Source organism: Pedobacter superstes, from assembly GCF_037622515.1.
GTDB classification, from domain to species: domain Bacteria; phylum Bacteroidota; class Bacteroidia; order Sphingobacteriales; family Sphingobacteriaceae; genus Paradesertivirga; species Paradesertivirga superstes.
The window spans coordinates 24,989-44,107 of the sequence record NZ_JBBJCN010000008.1 but is presented as its reverse complement, the minus strand read 5'-3'; the positions used below and the strand labels follow the sequence as shown (position 1 = coordinate 44,107).

Annotated in this window: 11 protein-coding genes; 6 read left to right on the top strand and 5 right to left on the bottom strand. The window is 43.9% G+C overall.

Annotation, left to right across the window (positions count from 1 at the left end):
- The first annotated feature begins 14 nt into the window (after nt 1-14).
- The 3 genes from WG906_RS17255 to WG906_RS17245 all read left to right on the top strand — a co-directional run bounded on the left by WG906_RS17255 (nt 15) and on the right by WG906_RS17245 (nt 6,256).
- The gene (locus tag WG906_RS17255; RefSeq protein ID WP_339994087.1) at nt 15-1,505 is read left to right on the top strand and encodes a fasciclin domain-containing protein; all 1,491 of its coding nucleotides are present in this window, start codon (nt 15-17) and stop codon (nt 1,503-1,505) included.
- Nucleotides 1,506-1,652: 147 nt separating this feature from the next.
- On the top strand, nt 1,653-4,601 hold the full coding sequence (locus tag WG906_RS17250) for a SusC/RagA family TonB-linked outer membrane protein (protein ID WP_339994086.1): 2,949 nt from the start codon (nt 1,653-1,655) through the stop codon (nt 4,599-4,601).
- Nucleotides 4,602-4,639: 38 nt separating this feature from the next.
- Nucleotides 4,640-6,256, top strand: a complete 1,617-nt coding sequence (locus WG906_RS17245; RefSeq protein ID WP_339994085.1) for a RagB/SusD family nutrient uptake outer membrane protein — start codon at nt 4,640-4,642, stop codon at nt 6,254-6,256.
- A gap of 660 nt (nt 6,257-6,916) precedes the next feature.
- Here WG906_RS17245 and WG906_RS17240 read toward each other — a convergent pair.
- Nucleotides 6,917-8,080 (bottom strand): hypothetical protein, encoded by a 1,164-nt coding sequence (locus WG906_RS17240; protein WP_339994084.1) that lies wholly within the window; start codon nt 8,078-8,080, stop codon nt 6,917-6,919.
- The gene (locus WG906_RS17235; RefSeq protein WP_339994083.1) at nt 8,067-9,053 is read right to left on the bottom strand and encodes a DUF2157 domain-containing protein; all 987 of its coding nucleotides are present in this window, start codon (nt 9,051-9,053) and stop codon (nt 8,067-8,069) included. The genes WG906_RS17240 and WG906_RS17235 overlap by 14 nt, the downstream gene beginning before the upstream one ends.
- A gap of 362 nt (nt 9,054-9,415) precedes the next feature.
- On the opposite strand from WG906_RS17235, the gene WG906_RS17230 reads away from it, so the two are divergent.
- Both WG906_RS17230 and WG906_RS17225 read left to right on the top strand, forming a co-directional pair.
- The gene (locus WG906_RS17230; protein ID WP_339994082.1) at nt 9,416-10,609 is read left to right on the top strand and encodes an MFS transporter; all 1,194 of its coding nucleotides are present in this window, start codon (nt 9,416-9,418) and stop codon (nt 10,607-10,609) included.
- A gap of 171 nt (nt 10,610-10,780) precedes the next feature.
- Nucleotides 10,781-10,978: a hypothetical protein gene (locus tag WG906_RS17225; RefSeq protein WP_339994081.1), complete on the top strand. Its 198-nt coding sequence runs from the start codon at nt 10,781-10,783 to the stop codon at nt 10,976-10,978.
- Between the two features lie 145 nt (nt 10,979-11,123).
- Here WG906_RS17225 and WG906_RS17220 read toward each other — a convergent pair whose 3' ends face one another.
- Together WG906_RS17220 and WG906_RS17215 are read right to left on the bottom strand one after the other, a co-directional pair.
- Nucleotides 11,124-14,267 (bottom strand): DUF6298 domain-containing protein, encoded by a 3,144-nt coding sequence (locus WG906_RS17220; protein WP_339994079.1) that lies wholly within the window; start codon nt 14,265-14,267, stop codon nt 11,124-11,126.
- Nucleotides 14,268-14,941: 674 nt separating this feature from the next.
- A complete protein-coding gene (locus tag WG906_RS17215; RefSeq protein ID WP_339994078.1) occupies nt 14,942-16,366 on the bottom strand; it encodes an SDR family oxidoreductase in 1,425 nt (474 codons plus the stop codon).
- A gap of 5 nt (nt 16,367-16,371) precedes the next feature.
- Here WG906_RS17215 and WG906_RS17210 point away from each other — a divergent pair, with 5 nt between their 5' ends.
- Nucleotides 16,372-16,575 (top strand): hypothetical protein, encoded by a 204-nt coding sequence (locus WG906_RS17210; protein ID WP_339994077.1) that lies wholly within the window; start codon nt 16,372-16,374, stop codon nt 16,573-16,575.
- A gap of 691 nt (nt 16,576-17,266) precedes the next feature.
- On the opposite strand, the gene WG906_RS17205 is transcribed toward WG906_RS17210, so the two are convergent.
- On the bottom strand, nt 17,267-18,625 hold the full coding sequence (locus WG906_RS17205; protein WP_339994076.1) for a rhamnogalacturonidase: 1,359 nt from the start codon (nt 18,623-18,625) through the stop codon (nt 17,267-17,269).
- Nucleotides 18,626-19,119: the final 494 nt, after the last annotated feature.

Here is a 19,119-nt window from a genome sequence, read left to right as displayed (position 1 = left end):
TTAAAATTATGATTATGAAAAAATACAAGACATTCTTTAGCGGAATAAAAGCGGCCTTCAGCATGACGACAGTACTTGCCCTGGTGGTTGCTCTAAACGCTTGTCAGAAAGAAGACTTCTCCTTCCAGGAACAGAATAGAAGCGTGCTGATGATGGATATGCTTCGTCAGGACACATCATTGAGCCTTACTGTTGAGGCCCTGGAAATAACCAAAATGGCTAGCACTCTTAATACATTCGGGCCGTTCACGTTCTTTGCGCCTGATAATAATGGTTTTAAGAAATTTTTGCGCAATGCCGGAAAAAGCAGCCTGAGTCAATTTTCGGCAGAGGAATTGAAAACCATTATGGCCTATCATATTCTCCCGACACGTCTCAAAGCGGCTGAATTTATACAGGGCCCTCAGCCGGTACCTACAGGGAGAGGTGATTACATTACCCTTGATGTATCAAAAGGGTACAAGTTTAATTCTGTTGCAAACGGTAAAGCGAAGGTGTACGAAACTGATATCCAATTTGCAAACGGCTTTGTTCATAAAATGGATGGAGTTTTAGATCCGCCGACCTTAACCATCGGGCAGTTTCTTTCGCAAAACGCCGATCAGTATAGTATAATGATTGGCGGCTTACACCGGGCCGGCTTAATGGATACCCTTACTAATCTGACAAATCATTTAAATGAAAGGATAAGATTAACCTTATTCGCTGAGACTAACGGAGTTCTGCAAGCGGCTGGAATCACAACCTTTGATAATATGCCTCTGGATGAGTTGAAAAAGCTAATGAAATACCATATCATTAGAGGAGGTGAATTTAGTTCCAGTTACTCGTTGCTTACTCCTGCAATACCTCTTATAAAAGTTAATCAAACCTGGGGAAATACAATTCTTTCTTTGAATGGAAACGAATATCTGTATTTCGATCTTGCCGCACCTAAGCTTATTAATAACGATACTGATTTCTCTGCCAGCGATGTGATTATGAGGAACGGGGTTCTGCATAACGTAGATAAACCCCTGGCTTTTCGTCCTGACATTCCGCGCACCCAGATTGTACACAGTTTTAGTACAGCAACAAATTTTGCCTTTGGAGTAACCGGTGTTTCTTCTACAGCAGCACCTGCACCTACGACCCAGGCTTCGGGCAACTGGCGGCTGTTTAACGAATTTAATCATCCACGGGGCGGAACTATAGTCCACCTGTTTTTTGGGCCTGATTCGCCAAACGATTCTTTGGTAACGGTAGTCAGAAATGTGCGAAAAGGGAAATATAGTTTCGCAATAAATTATAAGAACGGTAGCCGCGGTGACTTTCAGCTAATGCACAATGAAGATAAAATAGGTGGGGTGTTAAATTATGGTGCGGGTACAACCTTTCATCAAAATGTAGTGATCGGTACCTATAACTTTATAACGAGTGGCGATAAGCGAATAAAGTTTGTAGCTCAAGCATCGAGAGTCTCGGGTGCTGCTCTGGACGTAATGGTGCTCAGTCCGGTAAACTGACACGAATAATGCAATACATGAGTAATCAGATTTGATTTAAGCTATTTCAGTCCGCAATCTGGAAGGGACACTGTAAGGCCTTTCCTTGTTGCTGTCTGTCTCAGCTATCATGTTTTTAACGATTTTTTTAATTATAAACTTTTCAATATGTTCAAACTCAGACTCTCTTCGGTTAGTTTCCCGGTGTTGATGATAGTGGGACTCGTGAGTCTCGATCAGCCAGCCAGCGCCCAGGAAAATCCTGAAAAAGCGGCTACAAATGCAGACTCGATCGTTCAAAATTTCAGGAAGTCGATCCCTCAAAATACGCAAAGCACAGAAGCGGATGTCAACATTGGATATCAACGTATTAAAAGAGAAAATATATCGGGTTCGGTTGTTCCGGTTCAGGAGAGCCAGATACGGGGCTTGATGCCAATCTCTATAGATGCCTTGCTGCAGGGACAAGTGGCTGGAATGCATGTGGTGAATACATCCGGTGCCCCAGGTTCGGGGGCGATAAGCAATATTAGAGGAATATCTACCTTTAATGCGGCAACTGCGCCTTTGTATATTATCGATGGTGTGCCGGTTAAGGTTTCGAGATCCGACAGACCTCTTGCTCTTAACGCGGATAACAATCCTTTGGCTGATATTAACCCCGAGGATATAGCAGCAATAACTGTCTTAAAGGATGCTTATGCAACGGCCATCTACGGAATGCGTGGTGCGAATGGTGTCATTGTTCTCGATACTTATGGTGGTACCACAGGGAAGACCTATCTGGACTTTTCTGGTACTACCGGAATCATGAATGCTCCTGATCCGGTCTCGGTTTTTAACGCTGAACAGTACAGAGCGTTCATGCTCGAAAAGGAGCAGGCCCGGGGTTTAACTCAACAACAAATTGAAAACGGTAGCGGGCGTTATTTATTAATATCGACTCCACCCAACCAGACAGAGCGCTACAATAACAACACAAATTGGCAGGATGAGATTACCAAAGGTGGTCTGTATAATAATTATCATCTGAAGCTTAGAGGCGGAGATGCTATTGCAAGATATTCACTTAACGTTGGTTATACTAAGCAGGGAGGGGTAGTCGAAAATACAGATTACAGCCGCTTCACTACCCGACTTAATCTTGATTATAAAGTGGGCCGAAAAATAAGTTTTTTGAACAGTGTATCGTTTACCAGATCGGACAAAACACTCAAAGACGAGGGCGGTAACTTCAATACCAATCCCTTGTATTTGGCGGTCCTGAAAAGCCCTACTCTTACGCCCTTTCAACAAGATATGTCGGGACTGGATACCCGTGATATCGACAGTGCGGATTACGCCGGCCGCAGCAATCCATATTCTGTTATCAACAAAATGTCCAATAAGAACAGTACCAACCGTATCGTGGGTAGAATCACAGGTCAGTATACCTTTTCGCCTTATCTGAATCTTCGTCTTGGCCTGGCCGCCGATTTATTCCGTCTACGCGAGTCGCGCTTTAGGCCCTCCGCCGGATTTCTTCCCGAAAGGCACATCATAAGGGCTTCTTCGGAAAATAATGGTACCGAAATAATGATGATGAATGAAAACGTTCTTAGCTATAACAAAACATTTGGCGAACATGCTGTTTCTGCCTTTGCTGGAAACGCTTTTCAGACTACCGCCCGGGAGGTTCGCTATGCGATGGTAGTCAACTCACCTTCTGATGAATTTAACACTATATCTACAGACAATAAATTGCTTTTGGACTCACTGAGCAGTTCAGACCCGCGTTGGAGGCTTCTGTCGTTTTTTGGACATGCCCAGTATGCGTATAGAGGGAAGTATTCAGTCGGCGCTAATTTAAGAACTGATGGCTCGAGCAGGTTTGTCAAAGGAAAACGCTGGGGGTATTTTCCCTCAATATCTGCTTCCTGGCTGATAAGCGAGGAACCCTTTTTAAAAGAAAGTACAGTTGTTAATCAATTAAAATTACGGACAAGCTATGGCTTAAGCGGTAATGAAGAAGTCGGCCATATCGGAGCCTATAATGCACTCGTGACTACCCCTTATAGTGGTTATGCGGGGGTGCGTTTCCATATTCTTGGTAATCCGGACCTGCAGTGGGAAGAAACCAGGCAGTTCAATGTTGGTTTAGATTTCAGTGTTCTGAATCGTCTTGCATTAAGTGTTGATGTCTATAATAAGAAAACTGTCAACCTGTTAAATACGATAAACCTTCCAACTATAAACGGGATTGGTACTTATCTTGTAAGCAGCGGTGCGGTAAGGAACCATGGAATAGAATTTTCAATAACAGGAAAGGTTTTGACCGGAGCTTTCAACTGGCAAACTAATATTACAGCAGCACAAAACAGGAACGAGATTCTCTCGCTTCCGGACCTGATGAACCGTGTAACCAATTATGATAATTATCAGGGGATTGTACAGGTTGGTAATTCTGTTGGAGCTTTTTACGGATACAATGCTTTAGGTGTTTATGCAAACAGCAGCGATGTAAAAGTAAAAAATGGCGCGGAAAACATTTCGCCTTTCCAGGGAGGCGACATCCAGTTTGAAGATGCTGACAATAACGGCATAATCGATGAGGGCGACATGAAAGTTATTGGAAATACAAATCCTGATGTTTTCGGAGGGTTCTCTAACGTGTTTTCCTTCAGGCGTTTAGATCTTAACGTATTTATGGATTTTGCTGTAGGTAACCATGTCTATAATGCCCGGAGAGCCTCACTCGAATCTATGGCAACTTACGACAACCAGTCAGTTACTGTAAGCAACCGCTGGAAGCAAGAGGGCGATATCGCAGAAATTCCGAGGGCGGTCCACGGTGATGCGGTTGGTAATAGCCGCTTCTCCAGCCGTTGGTTGGAGGATGGATCGTTCGCACGTTTTAAGGCAATAACACTTGGTTATAATTTACCAGCCGGGGGCCTGGGAGGTACTTTCAAGAGTGCACGAATTCATGTAACTGCGCAGAATCTCTATACGTTCACAAAATACAAAGGGTATGGGCCAGAAGTGGGAAGCGCTGTGAATGCAACAATGTATGGTGTGGATTACGGTAATTTACCTCAGCTAAGATCCTTTTTAATTGGTGTTAAATTAGGCTTGTAGTACGTGTTGAATTATTTAAGATTTTAATAGAAAATATTATGAAAATTTATTTTAATAGGAGCAAGCTGCGGAAATTGATGCTTGTCAGTCTGGCTTCCATACTGTTGACTACCTTCTCATGCAACTTTCTCGAAGTCGAGCCTAAAGATGTTATAAACGATAAGGATTTCTTGAATAACTTCTGGGACGCTCAGTTTATGCTAAGCGGAACCTACCAAACATTACAGCCCATTGTGGGGCAAGAGTTTATATTAGGCGAAGTGCGGGCTGATTGGGTTAAGCCTGGAACGGGCGCTGATAAAGATATTACAGAGCTAGCAGAGCACCGGATAAGTTCGACTAATAAATATACCGACTGGAGTATCTATTACGACCTGATTAATCGGGCTAACTACGCTATTGAGAATGTTCCGCGTGTACCTAAGGACGCTAATTACTTTACGAATGCAGTGATGAAACAGTATATCGGCGAGTTGAAATTTCTAAGGGCGCTGGGTTATTTTTATTTGGTACGCAGTTTTGGTGATGTGCCGCTGATTATGGAGACTGTAGATGATGTCTCAAAGGTAAAGTATGTAGGCGCGACACCTCAGGATGTTGTGTTAGATAGTATAGAAGCCGACCTACTAGAAGCATATCAATATACAGATGTGGTGATAAATGTAGTGAATACATTTGATGCAGGTGTAAGGGAGAGTCCGGAACAAACTCGGCTTCGCGCAACTAAGGGTACTGTTTGCGCCCTTCAGGCAGAAGTTTATCTGTGGCAAAATAAATACGCGGAGGCAGCAGCTGCCTGCCAGAATTTTTATAATACAGGACGTTATAACAACGGGCCTTTGAATTCAGGTGAACAATGGATATCGCTTTTTTACAATACAAACCCCTTTAACGAGCCAATGTTTGATGTGAACTTTACGTACGCCAGCCGGGAAATCAGCCCTTTGATGATGTTTACTTCAAATGATCCCGCTTCCGGGGGGAAATATATGGTTGCTCCTTCTGATGTCGCGATTAAAAGTTATAATCCCAGTTATCCGATTATTCGGACAACTAATACAACAGATGAAATATACAGGGGGTTTGGGTCGTCATATGTGGGGAGTGCTCCATATTATAACCGCGTGACAAGTGCTCCTGTGATCTGGAAGTTTTTAGCCCTGGGAAGAGTCGCCCCAGCAACCCTGGATGTTCCTGCTCCGGTGAGAGAACCCTACCAAAGTGAGGCGATATGGCACGTTTACAGACAGGGCGACCTTTACCTGATGTGGGCAGAGGCCCTAAACCGTCTGGGACAAAAGGGGCTGGCCATCCAACGCATAAATTCTATAAGAAATCGTGCCGGAGTTGTTGCTGCTGATGCTGCAACTAACCCTTTTAGAATCACTACCGCATCTTCAGCAGAGCAGATAGAAGACGTAATTTTAAGAGAGTTTGGCCTGGAACTGGGATTCGAAGGGCGAAGGTGGTATACCTTAATGAGGATGGCCAAACATCGTGGGTCACCTCAAGTTATTATTGATGCGGTAAAAAGGCGGGCTCCTGTAGTTTTGCATCCTCATCTTGAAACAACTTTAGCTGACTCTAAAAACTGGTATTTGCCCTATAACGCAAATGAGTTAAGGCTTAACCCTAATTTAAAGCCTAAATTTTAGAGCCTGATCTTTAGGCGTTCGAGGGCAATAAAGGGCTATTCTGGAGAAGAATAGCCCTTTTATTTAGTAATGAAAGTTAAGGTTGCAAGAGAGTATCTGATAATTCACACCTCATTCTGTGCCGGTGCCGGCCGGCTGAGGGGCATGTTAAAACCAAGATAGCGAATTTGGGTATATGCCATATATTAAAAAATGCGATCCGAAGAGTCCCTAAGGAGGAGACACTGCGGGGAATAAAGCAGAATAGAAATTTTATTTTTATAGTGAGGTCGTAGCAAGACGCTACGACCAGTGGGGGGCCTGCATCCTGGGTAGTCGCAAGGCTTAAAATTTAACACTGTAGATCCGCAGAGTCCCTAAGGAGGAGACTCTGCGGGGAATAAATGATACAGAGGCGGAAAAAATTGGATTAAAGCGTAAAAATTTAAAAGCGCGATAGGCCTGCCGGATGCGCTGGTAATTACAGACAGCCTGCATTCCGGGTAGTCGCAAGGCTTAAAATTTAACACAGTAGATCCGCAGAGTCCCTAAGGAGGAGACTCTGCGGGGAATAAAGTCCCTAAGGAGAGACTCTGCGGGGAATAAAGGAGGAGACTTTGCGGGGAATAAATGGTAAACCCTTTATGGCCTATGAACTAGTAAACCGTTTAAAGAAAGGTACTAATAACCACTGCTCGAACCACCACCACCAAAATGCCCGCCATTAAAGCTGGTTCCGGTTTCAACTACCGGAACAGCCGTTTCCGAAAAGGAATCTGAAACCACCAGTGATTCCAGTTTCAATTCTTCCATCAAGTATTCCTTTTTCAGCTCCATACAGGTAAAGCCATTTTTTGGGGTACGTAAAAAGCGAGAAACAAAATAACAAACGGTCAAAGAAATAGCGCCACACAGAACCATGGTATACTCTATAGGCATCAGCCTGTAATAAGCTTTATACGTACCGGCTGCAGCTGCAATTAAGAGTAAGCCGCTGCGCAGAAGGATCGTATTTTTCTGCCTGATTCCGAAAAACAGATATACTAAAGGCATTCCGACCGTCCAGCTCCAGAAAAACCATCCCAAGGGAATTGACCTGCTCACTGATCCGTCCAGTATATCGTTTAGTTCCTTTACTACAAAGTAATTGCCCGCTGCATAAAAGCTCAATAAGGTTGCAACCCGCAGTACTGCCATGCTGTTCGCATAAAACTTAGTACCGGAGGTATCTACATGCTGACGCAGTAGCTGGTAAATCCCTCCCGAAACGAGCATTATTACAAATGGCATTGTAATATTGCCAATTGTTCCAAGCTTTTGCCAGCCAAAGAATACAAGCGCCAGCAGCGCAAGGTAAGATACCAGGCTCATCAGCGAATCTGCAAAGCGCAGGCTCAGCAGCCCGCTTAGCACAAAAATAAAGGCGGCCAGCAGCAGGTAATGCTCATCTGCATTGGTTGCCATCACGAAAGCGGTTGTGAGCAGGCCCGCAGATATCCAAAGCAATGCATCATCTACGCCAGAACGGTAATGGTTTTTCTCACGAACTATAAATTCCAGAGCAAGGTAATGTATCACAGCTAAAAACAATGGCCACCCATACTTGTATATAATGTCGCCATCGAGCATGATTAAACTCAAAAAACCCGAGGAAAACAGGGAGGTTATACTAGTTAATAAGAATAGGCCAACACGGATAAAAATGTTGGGACTATAAAATTCATGTATGCATTTGTTCTGCACCGCCTTCCATTCCTCTTCCGGAATAAGCCCTTTTTCGTAGTCCTCTTCAACCAGGTTTAAAAGCATCAAATTCGATAGCCAGGTTTTGTTATAGATAATCATTGCTCTTTAATTTTTTGTTAAGGCTCATAAGAACAGACACAAACGCGGCTCCGGAAAGGATAAAATATGCAAAACCCAAAAAGAGTACACTATCGTCTTTCATAAATAGCATCGACCGTATACAAAAGCCACTTACGGCAACATAGCTATACACCACGGTAAGCATCGCAAAGTAAAAGGACCTTCTGGCAAAAGCATCTTTATAAACAAACAATGCCGCGAGTGCAAATGCCCCAAGCCACAGTAAGGAAATACCATAGTCGTAATGAAAGTAACCAGCAAGGAGTGAGATAAATGTCAAATGAACTCCATAGTGCTGGTAGCTAAAGAAAAAGTGTTTTTTAAGGTTTCTGCTTTCGGTAAAATATGCTGCTGCAAGCAGGAGTAAGCCCAGGGTCAGATAAGTGTAAATAGCTTGTTCGCTATCAAACGTATTACTGGCCAGTAATTTTTTTGGCGTAACGGAAACGCCCATCCAAATACCGAGGTTGGCGATAGCCATTGTCAGTATTCCTATATGATCAAAATCATAGGCAACAAAGAAAAGCACGAGCATCGGAATAAACGTAGCCATGCCGTAGTGTGTTCCAAACACCTCGTATTGCACCTGCAGGTAAGCCACGAAAGTCAGGAAGCTGAGGACGCCGAGCAGTAAAATATAATCCGCGAAAGAATCCGCAGCCTCTACCTTCATATTACTGAATGGATGTTTGTGCTTATTGCACCAATAGAAACATGCTGTACATAAAGCTGCAATGCTGGCGAGTATTACCTGATGGCCTATGGTGTCTACGTTTTTATAAATCAGAATACCAATGCCGGTACTGAGCAAACTCACGCCAATGTATAACAGTGTTTTTAGTTCCCAATAGAGTGAGAATATCCCGGCAGCATATTTTTTTTTGATTCGGTTTAGAGTACTGTCAGTGATCAGGCCTTCGGCCAGCAATTCATCATAATCGGATAAGTTCATTCAAAAGATAAGGTTGGTAATACAATAATATGGTTTTTTGAGGAAAGATGGGACCAAGCTTCGGCAACCTATTTTTGAATTCTAAATCCGTTGCTTCATAGCTTGCCAAAGGTGATACGCGAACCGGTAAAAGCAGAATAGAACTTTATTTTTATAGTGTGGTGGGAGAGTTTACTGGTCTGGATTACCGGCATGTTGTTATCTTTCCAGTAGATATCTTTGCCTTGAAACCAGGGCAGAGAATGAATTTCCTCAAGATAAAAGACTTTGCAAACTTAAAAGAGTCACTAGCGTATATATGCATAGGCAAGGCTGACAGAAGATAGATCGGGCGATAAACCAATGTTAACGGGACAGGATTTTTGAAATATATAACAAGGACAGTATGGATTTTGTCGTTTGTAAGTTTGCTTACAGACACTGCAAGCGAAATGCTCTATCCGATTATGCCCATTTACTTAAAGACAATTGGTTTTTCAATTGTGCTTATCGGAATACTTGAAGGGGTAGCAGAGGCAAGCGCAGGTTTGAGCAAAGGTTATTTCGGCAAACTCTCCGACGCATCTGGCAGACGAGTTCCGTTTGTGCAGATTGGTTATGCATTCAGTGCAATTTCCAAACCGATGATGGCAATTTTTACTTTTCCGATCTGGATATTTTTTGCTCGGACAATTGACCGCTTCGGTAAAGGCATTCGGACAGGAGCAAGGGACGCAATTCTTTCAGACGAGGCAACGCCACAAACAAAGGGAAAAGTGTTTGGCTTCCATCGTTCTATGGACACATTAGGTGCGGTTATTGGACCGTCGTTAGCTTTGGTCTATTTGTATTATTATCCGCAAGACTACAAAACGCTTTTTTTTGTAGCATTTATCCCAGGATTGTTTGCAGTGTTATCATCATTTTACTTAAATGAGAAAAAAGTTATTGAGCATAAGCAAAAAATTAAGATGCCTTTTTTCTCCTTCTTAAACTATTGGAAAGTAAGCCCGACAGAATATAGAAGGCTGGTAACAGGCCTTTTACTATTTACGCTGTTTAACAGTTCAGACATTTTTCTTTTACTGCAAGCAAAACAATCGGGACTTGACGACACAATGGTTATTGGTGTTTATATTTTTTACAATCTCATTTATGCGTTGTTTGCATTCCCGATCGGCATACTGGCAGACAACCTGGGATTGAAAACGATTTTTATCGCCGGACTTGCATTGTTTGCGACAGTATATTTCGGAATGGCTTTAAATACTAACCTTTATTTCTTCTTCGGACTATTTTTCCTGTACGGCATTTATGCTTCAGCGACAGAAGGAATCTCAAAAGCCTGGATTTCAAACATCACTGGAAAAAAAGACACAGCAACAGCAATCGGGACATTTTCAGGACTTGCCAGCATTTGCACAATGCTGGCAAGTTCATTAACAGGACTGATTTGGTTTCAGTTCGGTGCGAAAACGGCATTCATAACTACAGCGGTCATAACACTGATTGTGATCGTTTATTTTTTGACAATTCCTAAACCGGCAACAAAAACCAACGACACGAATCGACAATAACGACAGAACAGGCAGTCTATAACCAGTGCATATTGGGAAGGGAGCAGCACATTATACTGTTGATTTTCAGGAGTTAGAAATCAGAGAAAAGTTAACTTAGACGCACATCGTCCACAGGCAAAAATTCTGTATCTTTAATTGGTATTGAGATAATAATCAAACGCTTCCCCCATGAAGAAATTTAAACATTTAAGTCAGGCATCTGTTGGCGATCTTTTACATTGGGAGGGGAATCTTTATTTAATAAAGGGGGTAACCTTTGATGCAGATATGGCCATTTTAACCTTAGAACAAGGACAGGTCATAACAATGCCAGTCACAACGGGTGTAACTATATACAGGCTCAGAAAGAAGGTAAAGTCTTCCTGAGCTGAGCTACAGAATATTTTCATAGGTTGATTTCTCCTTGCGGTTGGTGTTGTCCGCCATCCCGTTCTTAGTCAAAAATCAAAAACCGTATAGTTGTGGTAGGGTGAAAACACCGAGCACAGGTAAAATAAATCTTAGCGAGGGCTTATTTTACCAGCCAGGCCACTGCGGCACCATTTCCGGTTGATTCAAAAGAACGTATAGCTCCTCCTGCAACTGTGCTTGTTGAACTTAATATTTCGCCTGTTGCCGGATTGATCCAGCGCAAAACGTAGCTGGTCTGATCATCAGATAAGTCGATTTTAAGTTTTCCTGATTCTGAAAATACAATGTAGCCAAGTCCTTTTTTGCCTAAGGTATACTGTTGCGGATCGGTCGCATTCATTTTCCTGCTTTCCATTTTGGCCGCGGATTCAAAAAAAGTACGGTCCTTTATTTCCGGAAGCTGTGCAAGTGATCCTCCGGCCATAAATACCGCCCAGTTAGAAAAACGAAGTCCGCCGCGCGTATAGATTATTGCTTTTTCCGGATGTTTAGTATGAATCTCATTCACGGCACGATAAACCTGGTCAAACGATGTTTCCCCTACATTATATATTCGTGCGTATTGCCTTTCAGCCAGACTGACGCCACCGGGGGGCGCATATAAACTTCCATCCTTGCGATATTGCCATTGTATAATATCAATAGCGTCAATCGTAGTTGAATATTTAGTGTCTGCAAGGATCGCGTCCTGTACATCTTTCGTTCCGGGAAGTGCGACCATTACTTTTTGTTTGGTTTCTTTTTCCCATTCACGGATTACATCCAGCCAGAATTTGACAAAATGCAGGGGGCCGGTATATTCCTGACCTAAATGGTGTATGATGTTCGTATTTCCTTTAAAATTGTCGAGGCTTTTACGAATATAAGTCTTGTGCAGGTCCTTCCGTACTTTGTTGGTGATATCGTAAAACTGCTCGCCCATAAACACCCGTTTGTCTTCCGCGTAAGCGGTCATTTCAGGGAATCCCATATTGTTAATATTGTTTGCTGTTCTCCAGGGGTAATCTGCCCAGTGGGCGCCCTCTTCAATAATGTTGTGCTGAAGGTAATGTTCCTGTAAATAAAGCAGTCCATTCTGATCGGCCAAATCTGCAAACTGTTTTAGGCGGAGCCAGTACCATGTATTCCATTTCGTGAGGTCGTATTTGCTGAGACGGTCGTATGCCTCACCTTGTCCGCTCCGGCTGAAAGGTTGTTCATAAAAAGGGGCCCAAACATCGGCATTTGCCCTGCGGCTGCGTCCATGGTCGTCGCGGCGGCGTTCATACCACAGGGCAGGGAAGCTCTGCATAGCCACCACATTCCGCAATCGCATATCTTTAACCAGGGTATCCAAATCATCAGTTAAGCCACGGCCCTGTCTTCCGGGAACAAAACGCAGGAGGTTCGGGGCCGCTCTCGACAGCTCAGCAGGCCTGGTTGTTCCGCGCCATAGAGAGGTGCGGTTTCTCCTTCCCGTTAAGATTTCATTTCCGAGAACGATCCTGCCGTTTTTTATAGAAACAGGAGGAGATTTCGTGATGGCCTTTGGCACTGTGCTGAACCCCGTTTCATTAATTTTTTTCGCTGCCGACATGTCGGAGATGATCGGGTATAATTTAATCATTTGATCAATCCATGCATTTGTAGTTACTTCCGGGATTCTAGCCCGTTCGTTCCAGATAGCAGTTTGGTCGGGGGTAAGGTCGGGGCCCAGGCTTCCCTGATAAACATAGATTTTTTTCTCTTCAGGAGATTTTGCGCCAGTGCGGGCCTCGAGCTGGCCATAGAAAAAGCTTTCGGGTTTGAGACCATTTCGTGGCAATGCGTGCTGGCCATTGCCGTAGCCTTGTCCGCGGCTGCCATAGGCCCAGTTTTGTGCAGTTGGGGGAGAAGATACGTGCACCTGGGCAGCCTTGGCGGCCCAGGAAAGTGAATTGGCGGTACTCCAGCCCCCGCCTTGTCCGTCGACGTCGCGGTTTTCCATACTGATGATCCCGCCATCGATTGTCATCTTATCAAACAATACACCCGTCGACCAGCCGCCGATTGCCCCGCTGAAATTGAGAGGGTTCGCTGAAAAACATTGGACAAAAGCATTCGGGCCAGGTGTTGAAAAGCCTACAGAAAAGGCGTGGTACCCGTTCTCGGCATAGCAGCGCTGAAAAAGTACCTGCTGGCCCAGTGTTTGGAAAGAATAGCGACGGTAGTTGGCGGTTTCGCCGACAGGAGCCAGGGATTTGCAATCCTCTACGGTTATCCGGCTTGCCGACTCCCAAACCGCTACGGCCGAGCTTACGAAATGTTCCGCTGTTATCCTGCGTACCCATGAATCGCTCACATTTTCCAAAGTTATCGCCATCCAGCGATGGTTTTCATCTTTGTCGTTCGTTTTATCGAACGTTGAAATACACCTTAGATTCTCCACACCAACTTTAGTGATCTGCCCGTTCCATGAATATTTAGTCACATTTCCGCCTCCATATTGAGGGTCGAGCGAGTTGGTGAGGGGGATGTCGATCGTAATTGATCCGGGTGTGACGGCCACTACTTTCCGGTACCAGTTCTGATCGAAATCACCGGCGTCCCATTTGGTAAGCTGATAATCCACGTGCAATCCGATTTGATCGGCCCCGATTTTTTCGAGCCATTCTTTGGTAGAGGGGCGGTTGACGATTATTTGGTCTCCTGCTTTAAAGGAATGTGAACTTTTAAACCTTAGCATTGTAGAGGATACCGGCACATATGTTTCTGCCAGGGGCAGGGGTTTTTCAATTTTTTTATCGCTGAGGCCCGCTATCTTAATTAATGTTTGCCGGTCGACGCCTGTTGCGTTCAATATGGTTCCCTCACTGTCAGGGCCTGCTCCCCGTAATACAAGGCCAGAGCTGCGAATATTTAATGCGCCCGCAATCATATAGGTACCCCTCTCAAGAAGCACCGTTCCGCGGAAGCCTTGTTTGTCCGGGGGCAGTGAGGATACATAGTCGATGGCATTCTGTATGGTCGTGGTTGCATCTCCTTTCATTAGAGGTACGATAACTTTGACCGGCACATTTGGGATCGGAGCTTCGGAGAGCATATAGCCGCAGTAGGAAAAATCAGGCACCCGGTCGCCGTTTGCATCAGCTTTGTAGGCCAATTTTCCGTTTGGTCCTACCTGGATAGATAGTTCAGCAGCGTTCCTTGTTTGCGAGAATATTAGTTCCGGGAAAGCTGATATGAGCAGAACCGCTGCGAAGAGCCCAGGATAGCATAGTTTCATATGAATGATTGTATGATGTTTTAGAGAATTTGGATGAGCTTAAACCTTCAATTGTCTGAATCGGGATTGTTCACCATGTGCACAATTTAGTAAGTATTAGAGATAATCCGTCATGAAACGTTCAGTCTGTCTGTCCACTCGTTATTTTATTGTTGAAGCGGAAACCATGTCGCCCTTTTTATATGCGATCGGGCTACTATTGCCTGCTGCGCCTGACAGATTTTAGAAAATGGTTCATTGAAATCGGGTTAGTCTGAATCGAATTTGCAATTATTTTTACCGGTCTTATGTAACAATTAAATGTACTTAGCGGATTGTCTTTGATTTTTTTCCTGTTCGTATTCTGATGCACAGCGTGGACGATTAGGGGCGGGTAAAAGATGCGGGGAAAGAGTTATAATTGGTTCGCGGGACACAAACTGAGGCGTAGAACCAGTAACCTTAATAACAGGATTATTCTAAAACCTGTAAACTAATTTTAGGACGATACAGAATTTAGATACGGCATGCAGGCAGTCCGGAGACTCCTGCTTATTTGTGAATCCGTAGAGCCTTTCAGAACTCTACGGACAGAAAAGGATTCTCCGACTCCGACGCTTTGGGCCAGGCGTAGCGCGTGAGATATCTCAGCGCCTTTTGTAGAAACCAAAGCTTTTTTTCCATACCCCTTAAATTCATTCCGCTGCTATCTTTTTAAGCATCCCTTTAAAGATAAAGGAATGAAAAGGCAGAACCGAATACCAATAAAGTCGACCTAACAGGCCCAATGGCCGGAAAGTAGCGGTTTGGAAGAGTACGTTATTCTTATCCAACCTAAATTCCAGCCAGGCTTCTCCGGGGAGCTTCATTTCTGCATACAGCAGTAGCCGCCGGTCTTTTTTATCCGCCAGAATAACTCTCCAAAAGTCGATCACATGTCCTGGAAGTATTTCATTCAGGTTTGTCCGCCCCCTTTGGAGGCCAACTCCACCTACCATTTTATCCAGGATGCCCCGAAGCGACCATAAAAAATCGGCATAGTACCAGCCTGTCTGCCCGCCGATCGACCAGATGTTATTCATCACTTTTTCAGGATTGCTCACCTTCGTCTGGCGTTTATCCGTAAAACAACCGTCGGCCGGAACCTCCACCAGGCCGGCAAAGCCCGACTGATAGGCCCTGCTATTCATGGCATCGCGCCAGCTGGAAATTACCTGGTTCTGTTCAATTTTGCCGAAAGCAAGTTTAATAGCCTCATTGTAGGGGATGAGCTCAATATTAAGCCTTTGCGCGAGCGTATTGGGTTTTCCGATGATCTCCACTTTCATGCTTTCTACCAGGTTTTTCGCCAGGTTGTACGATACGGAGGTTACAAAATATAACCAGTAAGAGGAAAGGCGCGGAGTCATTACAGGCACTACCAGAATTCGGCGTTTCAATTTCCTCACTTCAGCGAACCGCATCAGCATGTCTTTATAAGAGATTGTTTCGGGTCCGGCTATATCATAAGTTTGGTTAAAGTCGGGTTCAGACAGTAAGACGCCGTAAAGGTATTCCAGCACATTTCTGATAGCGATGGGCTGGCACTTTGTTTTGAGCCATCTCGGAGCAATCATCACCGGGAGCTTTTCAACCAGATCGCGTATAATTTCAAAGCTCGCGCTTCCGGAGCCCACAATAATTCCTGCTCTCAGCGTAGTTAGGGCGTATATTCCTGATGAAAGAATCTTTTCTACATTTTTTCTTGAATCCAGGTGCCTGGAAAGTTCTCTGTCGTTTATTATGCCGCTGAGAAAGATCACTTGCCTGGCCTTAGTTTGTTCCAGCCGGAGTTTAAAGTTAGTGGCGGTTTGTCCTTCCATTTCTGAGAAATCGCCGGAGGCGGATGACATGGAATGCATGAGGTAATAGGCGGCATCAATATCATCCGGGATAATGCTCAACGAATCAGGGTTCAAAAAGTCGACCTCCAATAAGGTGATTTTGAATTCTTTATATTTCTCAAGATCAAAACGGCTTTTATCTCTGAGGCAGCAAAAGAGTTCGTGCCCGCCTTCCAGCAAGAGGGGCAAAAGCCGCTGGGCAATGTAACCGGTTGATCCTGTTAAAAGTATTTTCATAAGCTATGAGTTTGTTAATATACGGGTTTAATGGGATTCTGGATGAAAAGAGTATGAGTATGCGTTCGAAAGCTTCCCGGCCCTGTGAAAACCAGGAATGCGCAACTGCCAGAATCCTTACTGGTACGCCGGATGCACTTTATATTCTTAGAGGAAAAGTTTTTTACTTATCATGCTCAGCATTAGGATTCCTGCTTCCGCAGGAATGACGGAGAGTGTCGTGTCCCTTTGGCGCCATTGTTTCCCCTTTCTGTCCGTAGTCTGAAGCGAAGCGTGACTACGGATTGCTAAATAAAAAAGAGTTTTCAAACTCGTTAAGAAACCCGGGAAAGGCGTAGGCATGCATAGTAGCAGCCTTTTACTCAAGGCGGTTCTTGCGATTGCTTAAATAATTACGACAAACTGCAATCAGTGAAAATATGATCAAAGCGAAAGTAGTCCACAGAGGTGCTTTCTGAAACGGGCTTTCAGAAAAAAAATTAGTTATATGTATAAAAAACGCGGTTATGCCAAACACTCCTACAGCGATGTAAAAAATTAATAGCTTTTTTGTGATTTTCATTTCAGCAGGAATTTTATCGATAGTAAATATACCTTATTAAATTGGGATAGGAGGAGGACTTTATAATCTTGGTGGAAACTGCGTTTTATTTATCATGCTCAATATTAGGATTTCTGCTTTCGCAGAAATGACGGGAAGGGTTTCTTGCCTTTGTCGCCATTATTTCCTGAATCGGTCATCGTATAGCGTATGCCGATTGAGGTTTATCGTGCTCAGCGTTAGAATTTCTGTCTGTCCGGTCAGCCCGGCCTGGCGGTACTGGCTGGGAGAAAAAAAAAAGCCGGCTGAGAGAAATATCATTCTTTCAGCCGGCGGATCATATTGGATATTTAGTTTTTTTAGAAAAGCTTTTTCTTATTAACAGTTACGTTCTTCAGTTTGAAGTTCTCTATGATGGAAGTGTCTATTTCGAGGAAATTCTTCGCTGTTACCTCAATGTTTTCAAATTTGAAGTCAGACAACCTGGATTTGTAACCCGGAGCAGTGCTGTTCTTATCTGCAATTCCTACGTTGAAAAAATTATTGCAATCCAGTTTAATATTACGCATGGTTATGTTTCGGGCGGTCGAGGTTCCCGATACTTTTTCTCCTTTGAGATCGAAGAATTGCGTCCATGGGCGTATGAATATGAAGTTGCCGATATCATGGCCCTCTATGTCTTCTATCAGCACATATTCGTAATTCTGAGGCGTGTCCGGGCGCATTTTGAGCCAAAGTAAACGCTCAGCGTGGTTTACCTTTATGCGCCGTAAGATGATGTTTCGGTCGTGTACCGATTCGCTTCCGAAAGTTAAGGCGCCATGGCAGAATCCGTAAGTGCAGTCTTCTATTATGATGTTTTGGTTGGGACCGTTATTTGGATCTTTGTCGGCATGTGGCCCCTTACCACCTTTAAGCGCTACGGCATCATCATTTACCGACATATAGCAGTTTTTAATGAGGACGTTTTTACAGGCGTCTATATCTACTGCGTCGGAGCTGGGAGCTTTTACTGGCTTTTCGGGAGAGTATATGTAGAGGTCGAGAAGCTTTATATTTTCGCATTTATAAAGGTGTGTGGTCCAGAAAGGCGAGTTCATTAATTTAACACCTGAAAGCTGCACATTTTTGCTGTTTGAGATATACACAAGCCGGGGCCTCATTTCATCCATATTGGTGGTGTTTGGGTTGAACTGACGTCTTAACCAAAATGATTTCCAGTAACGCAGTCCGTTGCCGTCGATGGTTCCTTTACCTGAAATGGTAAATCCGTCGAGTCCGTCGGCATTAACTAAAGCCGCGAAATATTTAAGTGATTGTCCCTCCATACGTGTCATCACCAGGGGGAAATTGCTGATATCGTCGCTGCCTTTAAGCTTGCCGCCTTCTTCAAGATGCAGGTGTGTGCCTTTCTTGAAAAACAGTGAGCCACTCAGGAAGGTACCTTTGGGAATAATTACAACGCCGCCGCCGTTCTCCGAGGCTTTGTCAATAACATCCTGTAAAAGTTTCGTCTGGATGAGGGTGCTGTCGTTTACCAGGTTATAGTCGGTGATACGGTACTGCTTTCCCAATTTACTTATATCCGTAAGTTTGTTTTGCCGGAACCAGTCGGGTATCGGCGTTCCATCCGGGAACACTTCCTTTGCAAAGGCAGTAAGGTTCAGCGTTATGGAAATCATGAGCAGCAATGCGAGCCTGCATTTTGGTGTAATCATAAAGTTCTGTTTTCTTATTTAAAATTGGTTCAGGAACGTTCAGACATTTGATGTTGTCAGTTTACCGACAAATTTATGAAATCGCCGAACATCAGACGGATCTTTAATTTGACTTCCCGGCAATCATGTGTAAAAATACCGTTGCGCGGCACTCTTTCCGAATAATAATTAATATCATTTCCTAACCTTGCCGGCTTTGGTGAAATAAAATTCTTGTGGTGCTAAGGTTCATTGCTTTTAAGTTAGGTGGTTGATGGAGATACAACAAAAGTCAAGGGACACTAAAACAGCGAAAATTAAACCCTCTCTGCCTTAGGGCATCTCTTCCAGAGGGAGAGAAAGGCTAATCCACACAAAATGCCCCTTCATACAGTGTTCATATCAACAAAAAAATATATTTCCTTAAGTATAAATAATCCCTGTAGTCCCTGTGCACCACCTCCAAAGGATCCCAGGAATTGCAACAATATGTTATTTTTAGGTTGACGGCTATG

Bases quoted from the DNA above. Each gene is read 5' to 3' on its own strand.
- WG906_RS17235 (WP_339994083.1), bottom strand. From the start codon at position 9,053: ATGAACTTATCCGATTATGATGAATTGCTGGCCGAAGGCCTGATCACT.
- WG906_RS17245 (WP_339994085.1), top strand. From the start codon at position 4,640: ATGAAAATTTATTTTAATAGGAGCAAGCTGCGGAAATTGATGCTTGTC.
- WG906_RS17240 (WP_339994084.1), bottom strand. From the start codon at position 8,080: ATGATTATCTATAACAAAACCTGGCTATCGAATTTGATGCTTTTAAAC.
- WG906_RS17255 (WP_339994087.1), top strand. From the start codon at position 15: ATGAAAAAATACAAGACATTCTTTAGCGGAATAAAAGCGGCCTTCAGC.
- WG906_RS17205 (WP_339994076.1), bottom strand. From the start codon at position 18,625: ATGATTACACCAAAATGCAGGCTCGCATTGCTGCTCATGATTTCCATA.
- WG906_RS17210 (WP_339994077.1), top strand. From the start codon at position 16,372: ATGAGTTTGTTAATATACGGGTTTAATGGGATTCTGGATGAAAAGAGT.
- WG906_RS17250 (WP_339994086.1), top strand. From the start codon at position 1,653: ATGTTCAAACTCAGACTCTCTTCGGTTAGTTTCCCGGTGTTGATGATA.
- WG906_RS17220 (WP_339994079.1), bottom strand. From the start codon at position 14,267: ATGAAACTATGCTATCCTGGGCTCTTCGCAGCGGTTCTGCTCATATCA.
- WG906_RS17225 (WP_339994081.1), top strand. From the start codon at position 10,781: ATGAAGAAATTTAAACATTTAAGTCAGGCATCTGTTGGCGATCTTTTA.
- WG906_RS17215 (WP_339994078.1), bottom strand. From the start codon at position 16,366: ATGAAAATACTTTTAACAGGATCAACCGGTTACATTGCCCAGCGGCTT.